The 24,699-nt window shown below is 63.9% G+C and carries 25 protein-coding genes and 1 pseudogene; 11 read left to right on the top strand and 15 right to left on the bottom strand.

The features are described 5' to 3' along the window. Nucleotides 1–43: 43 nt before the first annotated feature. The 7 genes from OIE68_RS17205 to OIE68_RS17235 all read right to left on the bottom strand — a co-directional run bounded on the left by OIE68_RS17205 (nt 44) and on the right by OIE68_RS17235 (nt 7,012). Nucleotides 44–988, bottom strand: a complete 945-nt coding sequence (locus tag OIE68_RS17205; protein WP_327100366.1) for a cyclase family protein — start codon at nt 986–988, stop codon at nt 44–46. Between the two features lie 52 nt (nt 989–1,040). Next, a complete protein-coding gene (locus OIE68_RS17210; protein WP_327100367.1) occupies nt 1,041–2,198 on the bottom strand; it encodes an alpha/beta hydrolase family protein in 1,158 nt (385 codons plus the stop codon). Between the two features lie 69 nt (nt 2,199–2,267). After that, nucleotides 2,268–3,113 carry an SDR family oxidoreductase gene (locus tag OIE68_RS17215; protein ID WP_327100368.1) on the bottom strand — a complete coding sequence of 282 codons (846 nt, stop codon included), beginning with the start codon at nt 3,111–3,113 and terminating at the stop codon, nt 2,268–2,270. Further along, nucleotides 3,110–3,637 carry an aromatic-ring-hydroxylating dioxygenase subunit beta gene (locus tag OIE68_RS17220; protein WP_327100369.1) on the bottom strand — a complete coding sequence of 176 codons (528 nt, stop codon included), beginning with the start codon at nt 3,635–3,637 and terminating at the stop codon, nt 3,110–3,112. The genes OIE68_RS17215 and OIE68_RS17220 overlap by 4 nt, the downstream gene beginning before the upstream one ends. After that, the gene (locus OIE68_RS17225; protein ID WP_327100370.1) at nt 3,634–5,025 is read right to left on the bottom strand and encodes an aromatic ring-hydroxylating oxygenase subunit alpha; all 1,392 of its coding nucleotides are present in this window, start codon (nt 5,023–5,025) and stop codon (nt 3,634–3,636) included. Before OIE68_RS17225 ends, OIE68_RS17220 begins: the two co-directional genes overlap by 4 nt. After that, complete coding sequence (locus tag OIE68_RS17230; RefSeq protein WP_327100371.1) at nt 5,022–6,044, bottom strand: amidohydrolase family protein; 1,023 nt, start codon at nt 6,042–6,044, stop codon at nt 5,022–5,024. Before OIE68_RS17230 ends, OIE68_RS17225 begins: the two co-directional genes overlap by 4 nt. Further along, nucleotides 6,041–7,012: a VOC family protein gene (locus OIE68_RS17235; RefSeq protein ID WP_327100372.1), complete on the bottom strand. Its 972-nt coding sequence runs from the start codon at nt 7,010–7,012 to the stop codon at nt 6,041–6,043. Before OIE68_RS17235 ends, OIE68_RS17230 begins: the two co-directional genes overlap by 4 nt. A 413-nt stretch (nt 7,013–7,425) precedes the next feature. Here OIE68_RS17235 and OIE68_RS17240 point away from each other — a divergent pair, with 413 nt between their 5' ends. The 3 genes from OIE68_RS17240 (at nt 7,426) to OIE68_RS17250 (ending at nt 9,948) form a co-directional block, all read left to right on the top strand. Then, complete coding sequence (locus tag OIE68_RS17240) at nt 7,426–8,370, top strand: LysR family transcriptional regulator (RefSeq protein ID WP_327100373.1); 945 nt, start codon at nt 7,426–7,428, stop codon at nt 8,368–8,370. Between the two features lie 157 nt (nt 8,371–8,527). Continuing rightward, the gene (locus OIE68_RS17245) at nt 8,528–8,749 is read left to right on the top strand and encodes a ferredoxin (RefSeq protein ID WP_327100374.1); all 222 of its coding nucleotides are present in this window, start codon (nt 8,528–8,530) and stop codon (nt 8,747–8,749) included. Beyond that, on the top strand, nt 8,746–9,948 hold the full coding sequence (locus OIE68_RS17250) for an NAD(P)/FAD-dependent oxidoreductase (protein ID WP_327100375.1): 1,203 nt from the start codon (nt 8,746–8,748) through the stop codon (nt 9,946–9,948). The genes OIE68_RS17245 and OIE68_RS17250 overlap by 4 nt, the downstream gene beginning before the upstream one ends. Nucleotides 9,949–9,982: 34 nt before the next feature. Here OIE68_RS17250 and OIE68_RS47090 read toward each other — a convergent pair. The 8 genes and pseudogenes from OIE68_RS47090 to OIE68_RS17285 all read right to left on the bottom strand — a co-directional run. Further along, a pseudogene (locus OIE68_RS47090) lies at nt 9,983–10,363 on the bottom strand (hypothetical protein); the annotation flags it as partial. A gap of 15 nt (nt 10,364–10,378) precedes the next feature. Continuing rightward, nucleotides 10,379–11,359: an alpha/beta hydrolase gene (locus OIE68_RS17255; RefSeq protein ID WP_397087447.1), complete on the bottom strand. Its 981-nt coding sequence runs from the start codon at nt 11,357–11,359 to the stop codon at nt 10,379–10,381. Between the two features lie 83 nt (nt 11,360–11,442). After that, nucleotides 11,443–12,471 (bottom strand): 4-hydroxy-2-oxovalerate aldolase, encoded by a 1,029-nt coding sequence (gene dmpG / locus OIE68_RS17260; RefSeq protein ID WP_327100377.1) that lies wholly within the window; start codon nt 12,469–12,471, stop codon nt 11,443–11,445. Next, nucleotides 12,468–13,448: an acetaldehyde dehydrogenase (acetylating) gene (locus OIE68_RS17265; RefSeq protein ID WP_327100378.1), complete on the bottom strand. Its 981-nt coding sequence runs from the start codon at nt 13,446–13,448 to the stop codon at nt 12,468–12,470. Before OIE68_RS17265 ends, dmpG begins: the two co-directional genes overlap by 4 nt. Then, on the bottom strand, nt 13,445–14,257 hold the full coding sequence (locus tag OIE68_RS17270) for a 2-keto-4-pentenoate hydratase (RefSeq protein WP_327100379.1): 813 nt from the start codon (nt 14,255–14,257) through the stop codon (nt 13,445–13,447). The genes OIE68_RS17265 and OIE68_RS17270 overlap by 4 nt, the downstream gene beginning before the upstream one ends. Before the next feature lie 36 nt (nt 14,258–14,293). Continuing rightward, entirely contained in the window at nt 14,294–15,124 is an 831-nt protein-coding gene (locus tag OIE68_RS17275) for an alpha/beta fold hydrolase (RefSeq protein WP_327100380.1), read from the bottom strand. Continuing rightward, nucleotides 15,121–16,059, bottom strand: a complete 939-nt coding sequence (locus OIE68_RS17280; protein WP_327100381.1) for a 3-carboxyethylcatechol 2,3-dioxygenase — start codon at nt 16,057–16,059, stop codon at nt 15,121–15,123. Before OIE68_RS17280 ends, OIE68_RS17275 begins: the two co-directional genes overlap by 4 nt. Before the next feature lie 34 nt (nt 16,060–16,093). Continuing rightward, complete coding sequence (locus OIE68_RS17285) at nt 16,094–17,077, bottom strand: zinc-binding dehydrogenase (protein WP_327100382.1); 984 nt, start codon at nt 17,075–17,077, stop codon at nt 16,094–16,096. Between the two features lie 165 nt (nt 17,078–17,242). Between OIE68_RS17285 and OIE68_RS17290 the strand changes: the two genes are divergently transcribed. Genes OIE68_RS17290 through OIE68_RS17325 form a run of 8 tightly spaced genes read left to right on the top strand, consistent with a single transcriptional unit; the run spans nt 17,243 to nt 24,586 of the window. Next, the gene (locus OIE68_RS17290; RefSeq protein WP_327100383.1) at nt 17,243–18,601 is read left to right on the top strand and encodes an aromatic ring-hydroxylating oxygenase subunit alpha; all 1,359 of its coding nucleotides are present in this window, start codon (nt 17,243–17,245) and stop codon (nt 18,599–18,601) included. Then, a complete protein-coding gene (locus tag OIE68_RS17295) occupies nt 18,598–18,936 on the top strand; it encodes a non-heme iron oxygenase ferredoxin subunit (RefSeq protein WP_327100384.1) in 339 nt (112 codons plus the stop codon). The genes OIE68_RS17290 and OIE68_RS17295 overlap by 4 nt, the downstream gene beginning before the upstream one ends. Then, a complete protein-coding gene (locus tag OIE68_RS17300; protein ID WP_327100385.1) occupies nt 18,933–20,147 on the top strand; it encodes an NAD(P)/FAD-dependent oxidoreductase in 1,215 nt (404 codons plus the stop codon). Before OIE68_RS17295 ends, OIE68_RS17300 begins: the two co-directional genes overlap by 4 nt. Nucleotides 20,148–20,207: 60 nt before the next feature. Next, on the top strand, nt 20,208–20,774 hold the full coding sequence (locus OIE68_RS17305) for a 3-phenylpropionate/cinnamic acid dioxygenase subunit beta (protein ID WP_327100386.1): 567 nt from the start codon (nt 20,208–20,210) through the stop codon (nt 20,772–20,774). Nucleotides 20,775–20,790: 16 nt separating this feature from the next. After that, complete coding sequence (locus OIE68_RS17310) at nt 20,791–21,681, top strand: alpha/beta fold hydrolase (protein ID WP_396959124.1); 891 nt, start codon at nt 20,791–20,793, stop codon at nt 21,679–21,681. Next, nucleotides 21,678–22,511, top strand: a complete 834-nt coding sequence (locus OIE68_RS17315; protein ID WP_327100387.1) for an SDR family NAD(P)-dependent oxidoreductase — start codon at nt 21,678–21,680, stop codon at nt 22,509–22,511. Before OIE68_RS17310 ends, OIE68_RS17315 begins: the two co-directional genes overlap by 4 nt. A gap of 30 nt (nt 22,512–22,541) precedes the next feature. Then, nucleotides 22,542–24,134 (top strand): long-chain fatty acid--CoA ligase, encoded by a 1,593-nt coding sequence (locus OIE68_RS17320; RefSeq protein WP_327100388.1) that lies wholly within the window; start codon nt 22,542–22,544, stop codon nt 24,132–24,134. Next, the gene (locus OIE68_RS17325; protein WP_327100389.1) at nt 24,131–24,586 is read left to right on the top strand and encodes a hypothetical protein; all 456 of its coding nucleotides are present in this window, start codon (nt 24,131–24,133) and stop codon (nt 24,584–24,586) included. Before OIE68_RS17320 ends, OIE68_RS17325 begins: the two co-directional genes overlap by 4 nt. The last annotated feature ends 113 nt before the right edge of the window (nt 24,587–24,699 follow it).

A 24,699-nucleotide genomic window follows, 5' to 3' on the forward strand; every position in this document is an offset into this window, starting at 1 on the left:
TACTTGATCGCGACCGGGTTGACCGGTGCCCCGACGGCTGCCGTCACAGGAAGGGGGCCGCCGTCAGGAAGAACTCGTAAATCCCGTCCGCGGCGCAGTCCTCAGCCAACTTGTCGAAGTCCCACATCTCGCCGATGAACAGTCCCATGTGTGGGATGACGACCTGGTGCAGGGGCTGGAAGGCATCGGGAAACTCGTTCGGCCGCACTTCGAACCCCCAGGTGTCAGTCGCGACGCCGGCGATTTCGCGACCATGGAGCCACTCGGCTGTCGTAAAGGACAGCCCCGGCGCGGCGCCGCCGGCGTAGGTTCCCCAACCATCCCGACGGGCACGGGACAGTTGCCCTGTCCGGACGAGCATGATGTCGCCTCGACCGACCGCCGATCTCTCCCCTTGAAGATCGATCGTCCGCTCGAGGTCATCTACCGTTATGGCATAACCGTCGGTGAGTTCGCCATCCGAACCTATTGCACGCCCGACGTCCAAGAGCACCCCGCGCCCAGCGATGCGATCGGCGACGGTCTCGATACCCGTCACCAGATCCCCGTCGCTAGTGACGACCTGGGACGCGCGACGTCCGTTGTACGCCTCGCCATGATCGAAGACGTGCCCCAAGCCATCCCACTGCGTCGACGCTTGAAGCGGGGTGACGATATAGTCATCCGCTCCACCCCAACCATGTGGCAACCCCTGCGCGCCAAACTCTGCATCCAGACCTGTCGCCAACATGGTATGTACCGGGTTGTTGCGTTGACGCCACCCCGTTTGGGGACCGTCGCTGTTGAAGCCCTGTGCGAGAGAGAACGCCGCGCCCCGGCGGACGAGCCCGGCTCCCTCGCGCCGCTTGTCGTCGTTCAGGAAATTCATCGTTCCGAGGACATCTTCAGCGCCCCAACGACCCCGATTTGAAACCCGCGACGCCATTTCGGCAATTGCGACTTCCACGTCAGAGTTGAGGCTTGAGTTGGAGCTGTCTACCTGCGACATGAGTCCGTCCTGAAAAGTAGTGTCAAGCGCTGCGCCATCTGCGGCAAGGCCGTCAACCGGCGACCTCGGCAGAGAGCGCGGCTGACGTGTGGGTTGAGTCTGTGGCCGCGAACGTGTCGCTCACCCAGTCCGCGATGTAGGTGCACATGGCGGGAAGGTGGTCGAGGCCGATGTGCTCGGCGCCACCCTCCTCGCGGGTGAAGATCCGTAGATCGCGAGACGGTGCGTTCACGGCCTGATCGTATGAGCGATGCGCATATGCGACCGGGATCTGTCGGTCGTTCTCGCCATGGACGATGAGGAAGGGGACGGTGATCTCCGAGACCACGCCATCCAGATGGATCGAGTCGGCGAAAGCGATGAACTCGTCGAGGTCGTCGTACCCCCACACCCACTTGACGTGATCCCAGTAGTGGGGGACGGGGTTTTCGCCTTCTCGCTCGAGCCTGCGACGCTGGACCGCGCCCCAGTTGTGGTTGGCACCCCATGCCACGCACAGCGAAAAGCGCTTCTCGAAGGCGGCGACCCGCGGGGCGTAGTACCCCCCGAGAGACCAGCCAACGACCCCCATCTTGGCGGGGTCCACGTCCTTACGTGTTTCCAGCCAGTCGACTACCCACTTGCCCCACGTCTCGGATTCCCGCACCGCGACGAGGCCCTGCAGTCGTAGGGCCTCGCCCGTTCCGGGCTGGTCGAGCATCAGGCAGGAGATGCCGCGTGCCGCCAGCTCAGACCAGAAGCCGGACGAGTACATGAGCTCTTTGGTGGAATCCAGGCCGTTGAGGAGCACGATGACGGGGGCGGGGCCGTTCTGACTTTCCGGGGCCGCGGAGAAGTACGCGGGGAGCGTGGTCTCGCCGAACGGGATGGCCACCCTGGACACGTTGTAGTCGCGCAGGTCAAACGCCTTTTGCGTGAGATCGAGCACACGCTGGTAGGTAGTCAGACGATCGGGGTGACCGGCGGGGAGCATGCGCTCGGCCGTGGACAAATAGTTGGATGCGCGCGCATACATTCCCCCGGCTGAGAGAGAATGCCCATCCCGCTCGGCCTGCTCGGCCTGGCCCGCCACGGAGTCGGTGAGGTCGGTCCACGCGCGCAAGAACTGGTCGGTGCCGGCATCACTGCCGCCTTTCGCCGCCTCGAGCAGCGGTCGACACGCGCGGTCCACCTCATCGATCTGACCGCCCGCGTTGAGCGCGCCGACCACAGCAAGATTCCAGACATAATTGCCCGGGAAGTACTCAAACATCGACTGTTCCTATCTTGGTCCGGTAACTCAGGCCTTGGGCATCCGCTTGATCAGGTCGCCCATGCTTATCAACGCACGATTGAGGGCTCCCTGATCGGCGATGACGGTCTGACCTGTCATGATCTGGTTCTGCCGTGAGGCGAGGAACGCGTAGAGGGGGCCATACTCCTCGGGGTCGGGCAAGTGCTGCATGGGGGCCAGCCACTCGAACTGCTCGCGGAAAACGTCGGCGGAATCTGACTGTTTCGAGTCTTGAAGGTGGAGCGTCTCCGGACCTCGGAGTTCGCTCTTGCCGATTCCTGTCGGCGCTACTGCGTTCACCCTGATCTCGGGCGCGAATTCGAAGGAAAGTTGATTGACCAGGCTCGTCACGGCGCCCTTGCTCGCGGTGTAGACGATGCCGCCTCCGTCAGCTGCATATGCCGCCTGCGACGCGGTGAGCACGATCGCTCCGCGATCGGCTCGTAGGAGTTCGAGGAATACCTTTGCGGTGAGCATGTAGCCCTTGACGTTCACGCCAAAGACCTCGTCGAAAAGCGCGTCAATATGCTCAGCCGTCATATCCTCGACACGGACGACTCCATCGGAGATGCCCTGCGTTCCTACCACTGCGGACAAGCGGCCGAACCGCTCGACGATGACATCACGGCAGTGCTGCAAATCCGCAACGCTGCGAACGTCCCCAACGACCGCGAGAACTCGATCACCGAACTCCGCTTGAAGGGCCTTCACCTTATTCACGTCGTACTCGAGGACGATCACCTGCGCGCCGATATCGGTGAAGTAGCGGGTAAGGCCCAGCCCTAACCCCGATCCCCCTCCCGTGACAAGTACCACATGGTCATCGAGTGTGACCGGCTGACCAACGTTCATAGGAACAGGCCGAGATTGGGGGTAGCAAGGCTGACCTCAGTCAGGATGATCTCCCGGCTCAACAGCCGCAACCCCTCGGCCGTGGACCGGAGAGTGTCATAGCGCCTGTAGGGCAGGAGATCGAAGTGCGGATCGATGCCGCGCTGTCGGTAGAGCAGCACCGCGCTGCGTACGGCTACCACGTCGGGGCGATCGGTTTCTTCTATATCGATGGACCCGACCATCCGCATGGTACGAGACGGGGGAACTTCCGAATACGCCATACCAGTCGCGAGCCGGTCGAGGCGTATGCGGACATGAGCCTTGGTCTCTTTGGTGCGGTAGCCCGAGCGGTCGATCTCGTTGGAGCGTGGCTCGGTCGCCTGACGTATTGGGATGAAGAGCTCGTACTCATCGTCTAGAGTGCCGTACCACTCCTCCTCCTGACCCTCGTCAAGAAGTCGCGCTTCGCGCGCCAGGAACTGGGTCACGTTCTCTCTGAGCAGCACGCGGTCTGCGGTGTCGATAGAGCCGGCGGCGTTCATTGCCCCTCCTTACGAGCCGGGTTCAGCTGGCCGTCGATGCCGTCTCGCATGACATTGGCCCACTGCCTGTAGAAGTGCAGCTGGTTCATTTCCCCGAAGCCTGTGTTTCGTTTGATCCCGGGACCGGTCCAGTTCGGGTCGTTTTCGCGGTCAATCGGGCTGCGCTTGCTCTGATCGAAGTTGAAAGCGAACTGCTCCCGCTTCATCCACGGGCTCTTGGCGGCGCGCGGAGCTCCTTCCCAGGCGACGGTGTCGTCAGTCTCGAAGATGCCCGCGGAGCCAAAAGTGAACTGCCCCAGTTGTTGGGCTGCCTCCACTTCCTCCGGTGTCTGGAAGTCCCACACGAACTGCCAGTTCCAAATCTCGAGGACCCCGGGAGCGACGGGTTGCCATTGCCGGAAGCTCGTGAGGATCGTCGGAGGTGTCCCCGGGGGTATCGCCGCGGCGATCCGGATGAAGCTCAGGTTCGGGAAGATCGTTCCCGTTGCCGGCGGCTCGTGGTTCAGGACGAACATCTGTGTCTCGTCCATCTCCGACAGGTCGAACTTCTCAGTGATTTCTGGCGGGTATCCCCACAAGACGTATCCGGGGTGGATCACCTTCGTCCAGGTATGGCCGTTGAAGGCGTGCCCGTTGTCCATCTCGTAGGTAACGGAGATGGCGGTGTTCGCCTGAAAGCCCTGCGCCAGCCCGATCTCCTCTACACTCCAGTGCAGCGAATCGATGTGGTAGGTGTCGCCGGCGAAGTTCTCAGCAGCGGTCTTCCAATCGGCCTTCACCTGATAGCGCTCCGGGGGCCCAGCCACACGCAGACCCTTGGGGTGCAGACCTACCACCAGATCGAACATCCAGCCCGCTCCACCGAGATACTCATCGAGGCTGGGACCATCGGCAGCGAGTGACGCAAAGATGAAGCCGTGCCGGGACTCGACGCGGGGAGCCTTGAAAAGACCGAACTTCTTCGGGTCCATCCGCTCACCGTAGGCATCCTGCACGTGGGGCGTGCCTACGAGGTCACCGTTATTGGAGTAGGTCCACCCGTGGTACGGGCACTTGAAGAATCGCGAATTGCCGGCGTCGGTCTGGCAGACCTGAGTCCCGCGGTGCCGGCAATAGTTGGAGAGCACGTTGATGTCTCCGCCACCGCCTCTGGTGACGATAACCGGGTCAATTCCGATGCGGCGCTGAACGAAGTCGCCCTTATTCGGAATCTCGCTCTCATGCGCGACGAACACCCAGCAGCTGCCGAAGATGTTGTCCATCTCGCGTTGGAAGATCCCCAGATCGTTATAGATCTCAACCGGGATGGCGCCCTCCTCGATCGATGATGTGACTCGCTCGATCAGTTCGTCTGTGGGTATGGACGGTTGTTTGTCGATCAGTGTCATTGCCACTCCGTTGTGTCACTGATGGTGCTCGGGATTCGCTTTAGGTGTCGTGCGGGCTTATATGGCGTCATTCGAAACAGTCGGCGAGCGTTGGCATCGAGGAGCTCGGCCATATTCGCGACCTCGGACGTCGAGCTGCTGTCCCATCCGCCGAAGTTCGACCCGTAGACGAGGTGATCGACGTTGGCGACCTCCAGCAGAAGATCGAGCGTATGTGGCGAATGCACGTGCGTGTCGAACCACAATCGGCTCAAACCTTCACGGGCCTGTTCCGCTGAGATGGGAGCGCCAGGAAGACGGAGCGAGTCAAAGATCCGACCCGCGATCGCGGGAAATGCACCACCGCCGTGAGGGATCAGCACGTCCAGCTTGGGGTGTCTGTCGAGCACTCCGCCGAGAATGAGGGAAGTGACCGTCAACGTTTCCTCGATGGGGTACCCGATGGTCACGTTTCCGAGCCATCGGTTCAGCCGCGAGTCGCCAGGAGGGCCATCCACCCCAGGCACGATCGAGTGGATCAGCAGGGGGACATCCAGTTGTTCGTGCGCCGCGTACAGATCGTCCAGCTCCGGGTCGTCAAGATTGACCCGCGCGTTGGATCCGATATACCCGCCGACAAACCCCCGCTTGACGTTGCGGTGCAACTCATCGATCGCCACCGAAATGTCCTGGGCCGGGAGCGCCGCAAACGCACGAAGCAGACCCGGTGCCTTCCCAACCATTTCAGCTGTGAGATCGTTGGCTTCCCGCAGGAAGGGCACAGCCACTGCCGCCGGCGCCTCGTGGAAGAGCCAAAGCGGAGAGAGCGACAACACCTGAGTGGTGATGCCCGCGGGCTCAATCGCCGCGACCCGCGATTCCATGACGGGTGCGAATGAATCATTCGCGCCGATGGCGAACGAGTACCCTCCTGTCACGACCTCGAACTGCCCCGGCGCGAACTCGCGTACGGCCGGACCATACGGGCCGGCTTTCCCGAGGAGCTCATCAAAAAAGACGTGAGCGTGACTGTCGATCATTGGATAGCCGAGACTGGGGTCTGTTCAGATTCGCCGTCTGCCGCGGGATGAAACGGCCGGATCGATGTTTGGGGGGCGAGGGGGCGGAAATGATGTCCCCAGATCTCGTTCTTTGCGCCCGCGGATTTGTTGTAGTAGCGGACCGTCCAAGAATTCTCGTCTTCGACGACAAGCGAGTCGGCGCCGTACTCGAGATCGAAACCGCTCGGAGTGCGCACATAGAACGACATCTGCTCATCCCCCGCGTGGCGCCCCATCGTCGAACTGAGCTCGTAGTCGCTCGCTTCGACTAGGTCGTATGCGCGCCCCACGTCGTCGAAGTCGTGCGCCTCGACCATGAGATGCTGCAATCCGATAAGGCCGTCCGGCGCGCCGGGCATCTCCCACAAGGCAAGGCTGTGATGGCGTGGATTGAGACGCAAGAATGACATCACGCCGAATCCGGTGTCGACCACGTCTGTCACCCGGAACCCGAGGATATCCCGGTAGAAGGCATATGCACCTTCGAGCGAGGGGACCACGACCACGATGTGGCCAGCCCCCTGAGCGCCGGTGATGAAACCGGTAGTCGCCCGCCGACCTCTGAACGTGCGGTCCAAGTACGTCTGGCCCGTGAATACCTCAAGAGGCAATCCGTAAGGATCGGTGAAGGTCGCCAGCTGCTGGACACTTCGCTCGCGGGCAAGCTCTTCGGAGCCCTCAGCAACAGAAATACCGTGTGAGCGAAGGTGGTCGACGAACGAGCGGAGTTCCTGCTGGTCTCGAATCTCCCATCCGATGTAGGCGATGCGATCATCTGGACCTGGATGCAGCTGCAGGCGGTACGCACGGTCATCCCAGCGAATACGGAGCGAGCCGTCCACCTGCGGAGAGGTTTCAAATCCGATAATTTCGGACGCCAACGGTTCCCATTCGTCGATCCGGGGAGTCTGGAATCCGACATAACCCAGGCTGTGGAGACGTGCCATTACACCGTTCCGATCGTTCGTGCGCCGTACCAACGGACAGAGCCGTCGTATCCCTCCACAGCGAGCTCCTCCGCCACTAGGTCCACAAGAACAGCGTGGACAACGGCCTCGGGAAGCTGGAGGCTCGCGGCGATGTCCGAGGCCAAGCCCGGCGCCTCGCTCAGCATTACGACCAGGGTCTCGCGTAATGTTCGCTGATCTGACGGGTCTAACGGCGTCGAAGGATCAACGGCCTGTCGTTCAAGGGTTCTGGTCATCATCGACTCTCTTGCTCAGCGCGGCCGGTTGCTAATCGGCGAGGGGCCACTTCCCGATGACGCTAGGCCGACTCCCGCTTCGCTTCAAACAATGATTTGCGATCGTCATATATCAGCTTGGTTGATGTAACAGATTCGCGGCACTACAGTGCATGCATGGATCTGCGCCGCGTCGACCTCAATCTTCTCGTCGCGTTTGATGCGCTGATGGTCGACCGAAATGTAACTTCCGCGGCTAGCCGCCTGTCCGTCGGCCAGCCCGCAATGAGCGCTACCCTGAAGCGGCTTCGAAGACTCTTCGATGATCCGATTCTCGAGCGCCGAGGCAGGAACATGGTGGCCACTCCGCTTGCGGCGTCCCTTGTGAGTCCGGTCCGCCAGCTACTCGCGGATACGGAGCTGCTTCTGCGTTCACGCCGACACTTCGATCCGGCGACCGATGCGCGGATGTTCACAATCATGGCAAGTGAGTACAGCACGATCACCCTGCTTCATCCTCTGATGACCACCCTCCGCACCGACGCACCCAACGTCCGCATTCGCGTCGTGCCCGTCAGTGCAAGGATCGAAGAGCCTCTAGCAAACAGCGACCTCGACCTCGTACTCTCCCCGCCCGAGACGGTCAGCGCTGCGGAGATGAGATCGCTCGCGCACGAGCGCCTGTTCGTTGACACCTATGTCGTGGCACTCGACCGCAAGCATCCCGATGTCGGGGAGCAACTCACCCTTGAGCAGTTCAGTGATCTGCCCTATCTCGCGATCACATTCGGCGATACTTACGCCCTGGTCGAAGGTCAACTGGATCGACTCGGCGTCCCCCGCAGAACCGAAGTTGCCACCGGATTTGGCACTGCTCCATTCCTGCTGCAGGACACACGATTGATCATGCTTATGCCGAGCACTCCCGCTCGCATGGTTGCGCGTCGTGTCGGACTCCGCCTGCTCGAACCCCCCATGCCCTTGGCAGAGGTCTCCGAGGCGATGTATTGGCACCCCAGCTACACAGAGGAGTCTGGCCATCTCTGGCTGCGATCGAAGCTCCGCGACGCGGCTCAACAGGCTGGAGAATTCCGACGTACATCGAATTCTGATATCAAATAGATTGATTCTCTGTCATCGACGGACATAGCTTGTATCGATTTCATTCGGCGCCATAAACTTTGCGGAACTGGGCGCTGGCCGTCCGGTTGGGTAGTCAGAGGTGCAAAGGAGCTCAGATGACCGTCGAACCTGCAGCCCGGATGGGCAGTGATTTCAAGTGACCGAGCAATTCGAAATCCATCTCGACACCACCCGCTGCCGGGCGTACGGAGTCTGTGTGAGTGTCATGCCCGAGGTGTTCGAGACACCCCCGGGTAGCCCCGTCGCAGTACTCAAGGTCCACGCCGTCGACGCGTCGGAGGAAGAGGATCTGGACGAAGCCATCCGCTATTGCCCCGCCCAGGCTCTCGCTAAGCGCCCTCTCGAGTCGATCTCATGACACCCCACGAAGGAATCCTCATCGTTGGAGGTTCTGCGGCCGGGTTGAGCGCCGCAGATGGGCTTCGAGAAGGCGGTTATCAGGGACCGGTCACCGTACTGAATGAGGAAACTCGCGCGCCCTACGATCGACCAACGGTCTCGAAGGGACTTCTGGTGGGCGAAGGAGCACCGGAATTCATGGACCTCCGAAGCACCGAGAGGCTCGAGGAAACCAACATCACGCTTCGGAGCGGGGAGACCGCCGTGGGGCTCGATATCGACCGCCACTATCTCATCACCATGAACGGCGAGCCGATGCCGTGGGAGTCGATCATCATCGCCACAGGCGCGCGAGCTCGTACAATTCGCACCACGGATGGCAAACCGCTTCCCGTGCTGCGAACGGCATCCGATCTGAACGCGCTTCGCGCTGCGTTGACGGTCCATCGGCGGATCGCCCTCGTCGGAGCCGGCTTCATCGGTCTTGAAGTCGCCAGCGGACTGGCCGAGAGCGGTGTCATCGTAGACGTGTTCGACAACAAGCGTCTTCCTCTCGAACCGCTTATCGGCCCGGAAATCGCGGGATTTCTCCAAGAGCTCCATGCGAGCCACGGTGTGAATATGCACGGCGACATCACGCTGAGCGCGATCACCGGCGACGAAGGCGAGTACGTCCTGCACTTCAGTGACGGCTCATCACATCAGACTCCCCTCGTCTTGGTTGGAATTGGAGTCGAACCGAACGTGGACTGGCTCGTCAACTCGGGCGTGGAGCTCAGCGACGGCGTCGTCACCGATGAGTTTGGACGCACAAACGTGGCGAATGTGTGGGCCGCAGGTGATGTCGCGGCACTCGAACACCCGCTCCTTGAGTCCCGGTCGCGGGTCGAGCACTGGACCCATGCCATCGAGCACGGCCGACGCGTTGGGCTCAACATCGCGCGAGGTGATCTGGTCCCATTCACCACTCCCCCATACTTCTGGAGCGATCAGTACGGGATGCGCTTCCACTCCTACGGCAGGCGCCGACCCGAAGACGATGTTGTCTTTGTTAAAGGATCGCCGAGCCAAGAAAACTTCCTGGCGCTATTCGGCTCTCACGGCGAATTCCACGGTCTCTTCTCCAACGGATACGAGCAGCTCCTCCGCCCCTACCGAAAGTTGCTCGAACGAGGAGCTTCTTTCGACGAAGCCTGCACGCACATAACAGCGAGATAGGTGGATTAGCTCTTCTGCCCCCCGCTTCGAGATTGATCACGATGCGTCGACTGAGATCCGAGCGCTCGGCCAGTTGGAGCTGACTGAGACCGACCTCGACCCGGAGCCGCTTCACGGGTTTATCCCTGTAATTGTCGTAGCCCGCGCCCCGAACGCGGACTGCGAGATCGAGCTCAACTGCAGAGACCTTCGCGATCGGGCGTCCCAAAATTATCCATCTGCACTTCGACCTTGAGATCCGTCTGACCGATGGTAGGGTCCTGGCCGCTGCGCTAGAGGAAACACCGAAACGCACGCAGACTGTTCGAATCGATTGCTCGCTGCCGGAGTGGCTGCACTGGAAGTGAGACGCACCGCTCGAACGCTTCCGGCTCTCGAAGGACTCAGACCCTCTTTCAATTTGGTTTTCCGTCATTTGACGAAACGCGTATCACCGAACCACTGGAACGTTCCGCTCAAGAAAGCGGATCTGGTCGCGAATCACTGTCTCGAACGGTTCCCCCACGTAGATATCGAAATGTCCTGCCCGGTAATGGCGGACCTCCCCGTGAACTGCCTGGGCGGCGTATCGATCGGTCTCCCCCGACGGCGTGACGCTGTCGCCATCGCAGATGCAGAAGAGGATCGGTGTACGAACATCTTTGGCGCGGCGGCCGGGTATGTACCGGGGCACTTGGAACATGACACGGGCCGGGACCTGGCTGCGCCAGTTCGTCAGGCCGGAATCCGCGATGAGCAAATCGAAACCAGGCTTCGAGTCGGGAGCTGTCATCACCGCGACTTCTCCGGGCTCCCCGACCACTTCGACTCGCACGGGCTCCTTGCCCCGTCGAGCTGCACACCAGTCCTGAACTGCGCGACCCATGAGTCTCAGAAGCGTGAAGAAGGGCATCCGCTTACCCGCTGCGAAGCCGTCCGTGAACGGGCACTGCGCAATCGTCGCCGCGATGCGCGGATCGTCGGCCGCGGTCACTGTGACGTGGCCGCCCGCGAACGAGGTTCCCCACAGAACGACGCGGTCGGGATCAGCCTCCGGCACTGTTCTGGCGTAGGCGACCGCACTTCGGTAGTCCTCGAGCTCGCGATCCACGTCGATCAGCTCACGTGGTTCGCCGCTGCTGGCACCAAAATGCCGGTAGTCGAATACGAGGCAGGCGTAGCCCCGTTTCACAAAACGCTCGGCGTATTTGTCGAGTCCCATCTCTTTGATGCCACCGAAACCGTGGGCCATGACGATGATGGGAACACGTGTGAAAACCGTTGCAACCGTCGGCAGGTAAAGCCATGCCTGACATTCGCCGTCACCCGAAAAGAAACGCACGTCTTGCCGCGCCGTGGTTGCCTCCGCCATATCGGCTCTCCTGAGTTCGTCGTTGATCTGCGCAGTCGTAGGCCCAGGTGAACAGTGCATTCATCCTGGGTGGGGCCAGGGGTCAGGGTGGCGATGGCCACCCCGGCCAGGAGCGGGGTGGGCCACCGGTGTTCGTCGGGAAATCAGCTTCCGGGCGTGAGCTGCTTTTCACCGACGAGATCGAGGGCGATATCGACGATCATGTCTTCCTGGCCGCCGACGAGCCGTCGACGACCGACCTCCAGAAGCAGGGTCCGAGCGTCGACGCCATAGCGCTGGGCGGCCAGCTCAGCGTGGCGGAGGAACGAGGAGTACACACCGCCGTAGCCGAGGGTGAGAGTTTCGCGGTCGACTTGGACCGGTCGGTCACGGAGCGGGCGCACGAGGTCGTCGGCGGCGTCCTGCAGGGCGAAGAGATCGCAGTTGTGTTGCCAACCTTTGATATTCGCGACCGCGATGAAAGGTTCGATCGGGCAGTTTCCCGCACCGGCCCCCTGGCCGGCGAGGGAGGCGTCGACGCGAGTGACACCCTCTTCCACGGCAACGGCGCTGTTGGCCACCGACAGCGACAGGTTTTCGTGGGCGTGGATGCCGATCTGGGTGTCGGCGTCGAGTACGTCGCGGTAGGCGCGGATGCGCTCCCGCACGTCGTCCATTGTCAGTCGGCCACCGGAGTCGGTGACGTAGACGCATTGTGCGCCATACGATTCCATCAGCTTGGCCTGGGCCGCTAGCTCCTTCGGCTCGGCCATATGACTCATCATCAGGAATCCGGACACGTCCATGCCGAGTTCCCGGGCGGTGCCGATGTGCTGGGCGGAGATGTCGGCCTCGGTGCAGTGGGTGGCGATCCGCACCGATCGCACCCCCAGGTCGTGGGCGCGCTTCAGTTCCGCGATGGTGCCGATGCCGGGCAGCAGCAGGGTGGTGAGCACGGCGTCGCCGATGTTGGCGGCGGCGGCCTCGATCCATTCCCAGTCGGTGTGGCTGCCGGGGCCGTAGTTGACCGAGCCGCCCGCGAGCCCGTCACCGTGGGCGACTTCGATGGCGTCGACGCCTGCGGCGGCCAGCGCCGCCACGATGGGGCCGACGTCAGCGGGGTCGATGCGGTGACGGATGGCATGCATGCCGTCACGGAGGGTGACGTCTTGGATGTAGAGCTGGCGGGTCATCGTGCAGCCTCCGTGGCGAGACGCGAATCAGCGTCGGCGGCAGTTGTTTTGCGTCGAGCGATGGACTCCGCGACGCGCAGCGCCGCGGAGGTCATGATGTCGAGGTTCCCGGCGTAGGCGGGCAGGTAGTGGGCCGCGCCTTCGACTTCGAGGAACACCGAAACCCGAGTGGTCACCGGCCCCGCACCGGCGGGCACCAAGGTGTTGACCGGCTCGTCCGCCGGAATTGGGGTGAACTGGACTTCCTGCTTGAGCCGGTAACCGGGCACGTATTGGGATACCCGGTCAGCCATTTCAGCGATCGAGGCCCGGATCGCGTCGTGGTCGGCGTCGCCGATGAGGCAGAAGACGGTGTCACGCATGATCAGCGGCGGTTCGGCTGGATTCAGGATGATAATCGCTTTGCCGCGCGCCGCTCCGCCGACGGTTTCGATGGCGTGGGAGGTGGTTTCGGTGAATTCGTCGATGTTCGCGCGGGTGCCGGGCCCGGCGGATTTCGACGAGATGGAAGCGACGATTTCCGCATAGTGCACCGGCGTGACAGCGGAGACTGCCGCGACCATGGGGATCGTCGCCTGTCCGCCGCAGGTGACCATGTTGACATTGCTCACCCCGGCGTCGAGGTGCTCGTCCAGGTTGACAGGCGGTACCACGAACGGGCCGATCGCGGCCGGGGTGAGGTCGATCAATGTCTTGCCGTACGGCGCAAGCTTTTTCGCGTTCGCGATGTGCGCCTTGGCCGAGGTCGCATCGAACACGATCTCGATGTCGTCGAAGCCGGGCAGGCTGGTCAGCCCGTCGACCCCCTCATGAGTCGCGGGCACCTTCAGGCGCTTGGCCCGGGCCAGACCATCCGATTCGGGGTCGATGCCGACCATCGCCCCCATCTCGAGGGTGTCGGACAGGCGCAGGATCTTGATCATCAGATCGGTGCCGATATTGCCGGAGCCGATGATGGCCACCTTGGTCTTGGTCATTGCCCCTCCTTCGGGGAGAACGTGGCGGACACCGAACCGAGCGGGCCGATGTCGGCACGAATGCGGGTGCCGGGCGGGGCGGGAACCATGGGGCCGAGCGCACCGGAGAGGATGATCTGCCCGGCACGCAAGGGGTTTCCGTACTCGCGGGCGGTGCGAGCCAACCAGGCCAGGGCGTTGAGCGGGTCGCCGAGGCAGGCCGCGCCTGTCCCCTCGGACACGAGCTCGTCGTCGGCGTACATCCGCATGGTCACTTCGCGCGGGGTGAACTCGTCCAACGTGAGCCGCGTCTCGGCCAGCACGAACAGTCCGCTGGAAGCGTTGTCGGCCACGGTGTCGCTGATGGTGATGTCCCAGTCCGCGATGCGGGAGTCCACGATCTCGAGCGCGGCCACCGCGTAGTCCACCGCGGCGCGGATCTGTGCGTCGTCCAGTTCGCCTTCGGCCATATCCGATTTCAGCACGAAGGCGACCTCGGCCTCCGCCTTCGGCTGCAGCAGCTTCCGCGAAGGAATCTCGGCCGCACCGGAGACGTCCATGTCGGCGAGCAGCACGCCGAAGTCCGGCTGGTCGACACCGAGCTGCTGTTGCACCGCGGGAGATGTGAGTCCGATCTTCCGGCCGACGACGACACCGCCTGCCGCTTCACGGCGGCGAATCAGCTCTTCCTGAACGGCGTAGGCGAGTGCGATGTCGCCTACGCCGATCAGGTCACGCACCGGCGGGACCGGCCGCAGTTCGCGGATCGCGCCGGTGATGCGGTCGGCAGCCAATCCGACGATGTTCGCGTCGATTTCGGTTGTGCTCATGGTGGTTTCACGTCCTTCCGATAGCTGCCGGGCCGATCATGCCCGGGGCAAACCCGGGCTGCCAGTCAGCTGTTCCGCTGTGCGGTACGCCCGCCCGAAACGCCGAATCGAATTCTCGAGATGTGCCCCGACGAGGGCGTTGAACTCTTGCGGGTCCTCCACGTTTGCGAGATGCCCGCAGCCGACCAGAGTCCGCAGGATCGCGCCTGGCACCGCCTCGGCGACTCCGCGCACCAGCGACGGAGGCGTCACCCGATCCAGCTCGCCCGCCAGCACCAGGGTCGGCGCGGTGATGCGAGGCAGCAATATCGCGGCGTTGTGTGCGGCCAAAGCTTCGCAGCAGGCGGCATAGTCGGCGGGGTTCATCGTCGAGAGCGTCAGCAGTGACGACGCGTATACGTCGGGTGCGCGCCGGGCGAAACCCGGCGCGAAGCGCCGATCCGCGGTGCGGCGAACGATCTCGATGAAACCATGTGTGCGCACGTACAGCGCGCGGGACCGCCAAAAGTCGGAGTCGTAACTCGGTGCGGGACACGCGATCACAGCTCCGACCACCCGGTCTTGCCAGATTCCTGCCAGAGCCTGTGCGACCGCGCCACCCAAGCTGAGGCCCACCACAGAGAAGCGGTCCACGCCCAGCGCGTCCAGTAGCGTCACTACCTGATCCGCGAATCCCCGCACTGTGCAGCGGTCATGCGGGACCGCGGTGCGGCCGTGGCCGGGCAGGTCCACCGCAATCGTCCGGTAGTGGCGGCCGAACGCCTGCAGCTGGGGTTCCCACATCTCGAGGTTGGTGCCCAGCGATCCGAGGAACACGACCGCGGGTGCGCCGGTCAGGCCGTTGTCGCTGTAGTGCGGGTACTTCATCGACGCCGTGCCGTCGTTACCGCGAAGCCGGCGATCCAAGCCGGAATCGCCTCGTAGAAGCGGTGATTCATCTCGTACTCGCCACCGGCGGCGAGGGCCGCGTACGCCGCGATCCAGGTACGCACTTCGTGTGCGGAGCCGCCACCGTGCTCTGCCATACCCTCCACGGTCCAGTCGTCGAGTTCCGCGAGGGCGCCGGTTTGGAGCACGTCGAGCAGGTGATTGTCCCAATCCGGATTGATCGGGATCATCGTCGAGGTTCCGGCGACGTAGTCACGGCCAGCCTGCACGACTCGTTCCTCGCCCTTGGCACGCTGGACCGGCGTGGGCGGATGGCCTTCGATGAGTGCGTCGGCCACGCGCGGTGGTGCGCCATCCAGCACCGGCACGGGCGGATCATGGGAAAGCCCACCGGAGGCCAGGTATAGCACCCGGAGGCCGAGCTCGTTGGCCGTGTCGCCGATGGCGGTGCCCAGGGCCCGGATCCGGTGCACCGGACCCAGCGGCGTCGCCACCCCGTTGACGAACACCGGTACGACCGGCACCTCGGCGATTCCGCCGAACAGCATCTCCAACGGCTGGACGAAGCCGTGGTCGACGGTCATTCTCGACGACACGGTCAGATCGATGCCCCGATCGAGCACCCCTCGCGCGATGAGCTTGGCAGCACCGGAGTCCACTGACAGCGGCCCGGCGGTGGTGCCGAAATCGCCGACCGCGTGTGCCTCGGTGGCCAGGCAGAACGGCGGCATCTCCTTGTAGAAGAAGCCGTTGTAATGGTCGGGCGCGAAGAGCACCACAAGTTCCGGATCGAATGCCTGGATGAATTCTCTTGCGGCCGTGACGGCCTCGCCGACGCGGGCGAGTACATCCGGCTCGGGGTCGTTCTTGCCGATGAGTGGCGAATGGGACAGCCCCACAGCTGCTGCGGTCATGAGTGGTACCTCGGAGGTGAGTAGTGCCGGGCGGTCAATGCGCCGTAGCGGGAGGATTGATGACGACCTTGCCGGTGAGCTCGCCGTCGATCATGAGCTGGAAGCCCTTGTGAATATCGGTGAGCGGGAACGTCCGATCGATGACGGGGCGCACGCCGGTGGACTCCATCATGCGCAGCATGGATACCAATTCACCTCGGGTGCAGCCCGTGGAACCGAGAATGCGCTGCTGCAGATAGAAGATCCGTGCGAGATCGGCCGGCGGCTGGGCACCGCTGGTCGCCCCGGCAACGACGACCGCTCCGCCGGGCCGCAATGAGCGCAACGAGTGCTCCCACGTCGCCGCGCCAACGGTCTCGATGACAACGTCGACCTTTTCGGGCAGCCGCTCACCGCTCGGGACAGCCACGTGTGCACCCCACGCCAGAGCCTCGCGCCGCTTCGCGGCGCTGCGGCTGGTCGCGTAGACCACGGCACCCGCACCGACGGCGAGTTTGATTGCAGCAGAGGCGACTCCCCCGCCGGCGCCCTGCACGAGCACCCGGTCCCCCGCGCGAATGCCCGCCTTGGTGAACAACATCCGGTATGCGGTCGTCCACGCGACGGGCAGACAAGCCGCCTCCTCGAAGGACAGCCACGTCGGCTTCGGCACGAGGTTGCGTGTCGGAACGGTGAGGAATTCGGCGAACGTGCCGTCGTGAAGTTCCGACATCAACGCCCGGTTCGGGTCCAGCGTTTCGTCGCCATCGCCCGCGTCCGGATCAGCGATCACGGGGTGGACGATCACTTCGTTACCGGCGGCGTCGTAACCCACCGCATCACAGCCGAGGATGATGGGCAGCCGTTCGGGTGGATGGCCGACACCGCGCAGTGTCCACAGATCGTGCATGTTCAGCGATGTCGCCACCACGCGGACGAGCGTCCACCCGGGCTTCGGGATAGGGACGGGAATATCGCGCACTACCAATCCTGAGAGCGGATCGGTAGCACTCTGTGCGATTGCCTGTGCTGCGAGCATGCCAGCCACGGTCGCGTGCGAGGCCCGTCGCTTCATAGCGCGCGTGCCGTCCAATGGAACGAGGTGGGAGGATCCGACATCACGGCTATCGTTGCCTGGACGCATGTGCCGCCCTGCGGCACGTGCGGTGGAGATCGGCCCGGCCCGACCGCTTCCCTGGTACACATGACCTCCACCATCGAACCCGCCACCGGCCGCGAAGCCGCATGTGCCACACCGTGTGGCGCATTGCGCCGCCCAGCCGCGCTGGTCCGCAACATCGATGTCTCGGGGCTGGTCGACAGCGACACCGGCCTGCTGGATCGGGCCATATTCACCGACGAGCAGTTGTACCGGCAGGAGCTGAGGCGCGTCTTCGCTCCGAACTGGCTGTTCCTCGCGCACATCGACCAGTTCCACAAACCGGGCGATTTCTTCACCACCTACATGGGCGAGGACCCGGTCATCGTCACGATGGACAAGGACCGGCGCATCCGCGCCTACCTGAATTCCTGCCGCCACCGCGGTGCCCGTGTCTGCCGCGCCGATGAAGGGGCGACCCGCAACTTCACCTGCACCTATCACGGCTGGGCCTACGATCTCGACGGCAAGCTCGTCTCGATCCCGAACAAGGACGGCTATCCGGAATCGTTCGACACCAAGGACTGGGGCCTGGTCGAGGTGCCGCACGTAGAGACCTACCGCGGGCTGATCTTCGGCACCTGGAATCCCCAGCCCTCGCCGCTGCGTGACTATCTCGGCGATATGGCCTGGTATCTCGACGCCATGCTGGACCACGACGACGAAGGCACCGTGATCGTCGGCGGCGTGCACAAATGGGTGTTGGAGGGCAACTGGAAGCTGGCAGCCGAGCAGTTCGCCACCGACTGGTACCACGTCAACATGAGCCACGCCTCGGCGCTGATGGTGTTGTCCCCCACCAAGAATCCCAAGAACGAGATCGTGCACCGCACGGGTCGTCAGTTCCTCGATCCGAACGGGCACGGCGCGGGTTTCCCGGTGCATGCGAAGAACCGGTTCAACGCCCAGAAGGTCCACGAGTGGATCGACTATGACGCGCTGCGCGAGCGTCTCGGCGAGGCCCGGGTGGAGGGACCGCTCACCGATGGCCATGCCACGGTCTTCCCGAACTTCTCCTACCTCCCGGTGATCGGCACCATCCGCGTCTGGCATCCCAAGGGGCCCGACCGGATGGAGGTGTGGTCCTGGACCGTGGTCGACAAGTCGATGCCGCCGGAAGTGCGTGAGGCACAGCGGCTGTACAACCTGCGAACCTTCGGCCCCAGCGGCATCTTCGAGCAGGACGACGGTGAGAACTGGAGCGAGGTGCAGGCGATCTCGCACGGCTTCATCACCAACTCGGTGCCCCTGAACTACCAGATGGGGATCGGCTCCGAGCGAGAGGATGGCCGCCACCCCGGCACCACCAGCGAACTGTACAGCGACGCGGCTGGCCGGGCCTTCTACGGCCGCTGGCGCGACCTGATGAACACCCCGGCCTGGCACGAGAAGGAAACCCGATGAGCAGCAATGGAATCCGCGTCGCGGCATTGGACGAGATCCCGGTGGGCGAGGGTATCGCGATCGGCAAGGCCGTCACCGGCACCGACGACGACGTCGCGCTCCTGCGCGACGACGATGGCAGCGTCTACGCCCTCGATGACACCTGCCCGCACGAGATCGCGTCCCTCGCCGAAGGCTGGGTCGAGGGCGGATTCGTGGAATGCCCAATGCATTCGAGCAAGTTCTGTCTGAAAAGCGGCGAGGTGCAATGCCTCCCAGCTACCCGGGATGCGCGTCCGCACCGCGTCGAAGTCCGCGACGGCGAGGTCTACCTGTTCCCGAACGAGGCGCCATGATCGGCAGCGTCGTGATCGTCGGCGGCGGCATCGCGGGTGTCAGTACCGCCGCCTCACTCCGCACGGGGGGATTCGTCGGCGACGTCACTATCGTGGACACCGGTGAGTTTCCCTATGACCGGCCGCCGCTGTCCAAGGACTTCCTCAGCGGCGCCAAACAGCTCACCGAGATCGCATTGCAAACGCCGCAGTGGTATGACGACAACAAGATTCGACTAATTCCAGCAAGCAAGGTCACCGCATTGCACACTTCCACCGGTGAGGTGGAGCTGTTCGACGGCACGGCGATCACCGCCGACCGGGTCGTGCTCGCCACCGGCGGCAGTGCCGCTCGTCCCCCGATTCCAGACAGCACCAGCACCCGGGTACACGTGCTCCGCACAGCCGACGACGCGACGCGGCTGCGAGCCGCCTTGACGCCCGGCGCCCGGGTGCTGGTTGTCGGCGCGGGTTTGATCGGGGCCGAAGTCGCCTCCACCGCAGTCGATCTCGGATGCGAGGTCACACTCGTAGACCCGGTCCGCCCGCCGTTGACGGTAGCCGTCGGCGCCGAGATCGCCCAATGGATGCATGAGCAGCACAGCGCCCGCGGTATCCGCACCATACGTGCCGGTGTGCAGACGTTGCGCGACAACGCTTCCGGCATCGAGGCACTGCTGACCGGAACCGACCGGACCGACAACTTCGACGTGGTCGTCCTCGGTGTAGGTATGGCACCCGAGACCAGGCTCGCAGAGGCCGCCGGACTCGACGTCGACCGGGGCATCGTCGTCGACCACACGCAGACCACCTCCAATCCCGCAGTGCTCGCGGTCGGCGACCCCGCCCGCACCCGCCGCGACGGGGACCTGTCGCCACGCACTGAGCATTGGGAAGCCGCACAGCGTGACGGTCAGCGCGCCGCGGCGACCATCCTCGGCATCGCCGCGCCGGCCGACAGTGCCTCATGGTTCTGGACCGACCGCCACCACCGGCACATCGAGGTTGTCGGCGCGCTGGGCGGAGCCGAGCGCACCGTACTGCGCGGCGCACTCGGCGATCCCGCTTTCGCTGCCTTCGGCCTGGTTGGTGACCGGATCATCGGTGCGGTCGGTGTCGACGATTCCGCGGCGGTCCGTGCGGCGCGCCGCCTCATCGATCGCGGAATCGCCGTGGATCCGGACCGGCTCGCGGACCCGTCGGTCGGGCTTCGAACACTACTGCGCGGATGATGTGCCGTTCTGCGGCACAACGGCTTCGGCGGTCTCCTGAAGAAGGGATGGAATAACAGCGTGAGCACCACGACAGCGCAGTCGCTCGCCGGACAACGAGCAGACCGCGATATCCACTTCGAGGTCGAACAGTTCTACTACTTCGAGGCAGAGCTGCTCGACGACGGCCGGTTCACCGACTGGCTGGAGTTGCTCGCCGACGACCTCGACTACTGGATGCCCACCCGCACCAACCGGCTACGACGGCAGCAGGCCCTGTCGATCGCCGCGCGCGGTGAGGCCGCCTATTACGACGAGTCCAAGGAAAGCCTGGCCTGGCGCATCCGCCGTTTCGACTCAGGCATGGCATGGGCCGAGGACCCGCCCTCGCGCACCCGACACATGATCACCAATGTGGTTGTGCACCACGTCGATCCGAATGAGCACGCGGGCTTCACCGCCGACGACCTGCTCGTTCGGTCGGCATTCCTCGTCTACCGCAACCGGCTCGAACGCGAGGAGAACACCTTCGCGGGTGGGCGTACCGACATCCTGCGCCGCGACGAGGCCGGGCTGCGAGTGGCCCGCCGCACCATCCTGCTGGACCAGAACATCCTGCAGGCCAAGAACATATCCACCTTCTTCTAACGGGAGGAACCCGATCGTGTCCACCACAGAACTCGATACCACCGTGCAGCAGAACGACGTTCAGCTCACTCACCACACCGTCGCGACCACGCTCGGTCCGATCGCCGTCGCCGAGGCGGGATCGGGCCCGGTGCTGGTCATGCTGCACGGCGGCGGCCCGGGGGCGTCCGGAGTCAGCAACTATCACCAGAACCTGGCCGCGCTGGCCACCCGCTTCCGCGTGATCCTGCCCGACCAGCCTGGATTCGGCGGCAGCTACCGGCCCGACGAGGCCGCGCTCGACGCGCGCTCGATCACGCAGATCACCGTCGACGCCCTCTTCCAGACCCTGGACTCGCTCGGCATCGACCGGTTCAATCTGCTCGGCAACAGCCTCGGCGGTGCGGCCGCGATCGCCATGGCGCAGTCGCAGCCCGAGCGGATCTCCGGTCTGGTGCTCATGGCCCCCGGCGGCGGCTGGCTGCCGTTCGGCCCTACTCCGACCGAGGGCCAGAAGGAGATGTTCCGCTACTACAACAGCGGCGGGCCCAGCGAGAAGAAGATGGCCAACTTCATCCGCACCATGGTCTTCGACCACAAACAGTTCGGTGCGGAGGTGATCAAGGCCCGCTACGAGGCGTCGCTGGACGACAGCCACATCGAGTTCTACCACCGCTACAACGCCGCCTTCGCGAAACGCCACGGCATGGATCCGCTCTGGCGCGAACTGCACAAGATCAAGGCACCGACCCTGCTGCTGTGGGGCCGCGATGACCGGACGATCACCCTCGACGGCGCACAGATCATGCTCAAGAACATCCGCAACGTGCAGCTGCATGTCTTCGGCGACTGCGGGCATTGGGTACAGCTGGAACGCGCACGCGAATTCGAACGACTCGTCGGCGACTTCCTGGCGGATCTGGCATGAGCGGCTGGCTCGACGGCTACGTCGCACTCATCACCGGCGGCGGCTCCGGCATCGGTCGCGCCGTGGCGGAACGCTTTGTCGCCGAAGGCGCTTCGGTCACGATAGTTGGCCGGGACCTCGACCGGCTGAAGGAGGTATGCGCGAACTCGCCGGACCGATCCCGCATGCACGCCGTACAGGCCGATGTCCGCGATTCCGAGCAGCTCCACGCGGCCGTCGGCGAAACCGTGACCGAATTCGGCAAACTCGACACCCTGGTGACGAACGCCGGTATCTGGGACTACCAGCGCCAGCTCACCAGGCTGACCGCCGAGGAGCTGTCCGCCACATTCGACGAGTTGTTCGCGATCAACGTCAAGGGCTACATGCTGGCCGCCGAGGCCGCCTGGCGCGAACTGGTGAAGACGCGCGGCAGCATCATCATGACCTTGTCCAACGCCTCTTTCTATGTCGCCGGAGGGGGACCGATCTACACGGCGAGCAAGCATGCCTGTCTGGGTCTGATGCGCGAACTCGCCTACGAACTGGCACCGAAGGTACGCGTCAACGGCGTCGCCTGCGGCGGCATGAACACCGACCTGCGCGGACCGGAATCCCTTGCCCTGCGCGATCGTTCGATAGCGACGTCGTTCGCCAAGCGGACCGCCGATACGCCGCCGCCCCCCATTCCGCTGCACGACTCCAGCACCGATCCCCGTGACTTCACCGGTTCCTATGTGCTGCTCGCGTCCCGTGAACAGAGCGGCCCCATCACCGGCCAGGCAATCGAGGTCGACGGTGGCATCCGAGTGCGCGGTTTCGCCAGCGCAGCCGGCGGCGACCACCTCTGACACGCCCGGCCGCGAGCCAAAGGAGTTTCGATGACCATGACGCATCCGGTGAGTCCCGGTGCCACAGTAGATGTCAATCCAGCATCCGCGATCGCGGTGACCGCCCACCACCACCCGGGCAAACTCGCGATCCGGTATGCGGGAGGCGATCTCACCTTCGCGCAGCTCGACGTTCGAGCCGCACGACTCGCAGCCGCCCTCGCCGACCGCGGTGTGGGCGCCGGAGACCGGATCGCCTATCTCGGCCTCAACAGTCCCGCGTTCCTGATCACCATGCTCGCCGCCTTCCGATTGGGTGCCATCTTCGTGCCCGTCAACTTCCGTCTCGCCGAGCCGGAGTTGGGCGCGGTGCTGCGCGGCAGCGGCGCCATCGCCGCGGTCTGTGAGCCCAGTCATCGTGAGTTGTTGGACGCGGTGCGGCATGAAACCGCTGTGCGTCTCCTTCTGCTCGTCGACGACGACACCGAAGTGCCGGCGGAGGGCTCGCCTCTGGGGTGGGAGCCTTGGAGCCCGCTACTCACCACCATGAGAAAGCCGACGACAGTCCCGCTACGACGGGTTTTCGACCAGCCCGCGATCCTCATGTTCACTTCCGGCACAACCGGATTCCCCAAAGGCGTGATTCTCACCTACGGCAATCTATGGTGGAACGGGATCAACGTCGATTCTCGTCTCGACACCCGTCGCGGAGACGTTACCCACGCCGCCGCCCCGCTGTTCCATATCGGCGGCCTCAACGCACTGGCACTGCGCACGTTGGTCCGCGGGGGCACATTGGTGATCCGCCGCGGCTTCGAACCTGTTGTTTTTCTTCGCGATCTGATCGACTTCGAGGTCAATTCGTTTTTCGCGGTTCCAGCCATGCTCGCCGCGCTGGCACGGGTGCCCGAGTTGGCTCGCACAGCGCTCCCCCATCTGCGCACCATTGTGGTGGCCGGAGCTCCGGTCCCGACGTCTCTCATCGAACACTATGCAGCACTGGGGATCACGTTGCAGCAGGCGTGGGGATTGACCGAAACCGCGCCCTTCGCAACCCATCTCCCCGCCGAGTTCACCGAGGCGAAGATCGGTTCCGCAGGAATCCCCATGCCCCACACCGAGGTCAGGGTTGTCGACCCAACGAATACCCCCGTACCGGCTGGCAGTGCCGGTGAAGTCGTGGTGCGTGGCCCCAACGTCACACCGGGGTACTGGAACAACCCGGCGGCGACCGGTGCGGCCTTCGACTGGGAGGGATGGTTCCACTCCGGGGACATCGGATACCTCGACGAGGACGGCTTCCTCTACATCGTCGACCGGCTCAAGGACATGATTGTCAGCGGCGGCGAGAACATCTATCCCGCCGAAGTCGAACGAGCGCTGGCCGATCTGCCCGGCATTCTCGATGTCGCCGTGATCGGCACACCCGATGATCAGTGGGGTGAGACCGTCACGGCCGTCATCAGCTGCGCGGCGGGGACCGAGCTCACGCTCGAGGATGTCCGGCAGCACACGGCGTCGAAACTCGCACGGTACAAACTTCCTCGGCGGTTGCATGTTGTCGAAACCGTGCCGCGCAACGCCTCCGGAAAGCTCGACAAGGTCAGGATCCGGCATCTGATCGACAAGGAAGTGCGACCATGACCACGCCCCCCGTTCCAATCCTGGAATTGCCGGATCCGTGGACGTTCGCCATCCAAGACCGCTCGCGTACAATTCTTCTCGCCGAAATCTGCCGCACGCCCGACTTCCGCGCGTCTGTCGAGCTGGAACGTTGCGTGGCGGGGCGACTACGCAACGCCTATCCGGTCGGATCTCACGACCTCGAGATCCGGATCAGCGACGGTGACCCGCAAGAGAAGATGGACACGCTCCGAGTGCTCACCTCCGCCGTCCAGGCCGCGGATTCCCAGTGCCGCAAGGTCATTTTCGCGGTGCCAACCGACGATCCGAGCACCCTGGAATACGCGCGGGCAGCAGGATTCCGCTACGTCGTCGACGTCGACCTGCCCGACATCGAACTCCGTGTGCTGGTTGCGGAACCAGATTGGGTCACCGCCGTCGACATGGACCTCGACCACGTGCCGGGCACGTGATTCGCTCCCGACCGCGAGCCCGGCGTCCAGTGGACGGACACGCCCCAGAGCGATACTGCTGGCTCGCTTTGGTCACGAGCCTGCTGATGATCGTCCTGGCGATGTTCGCATTG

It is taken from the genome of Nocardia vinacea, from assembly GCF_035920345.1.
Classification (GTDB): domain Bacteria; phylum Actinomycetota; class Actinomycetes; order Mycobacteriales; family Mycobacteriaceae; genus Nocardia; species Nocardia vinacea_A.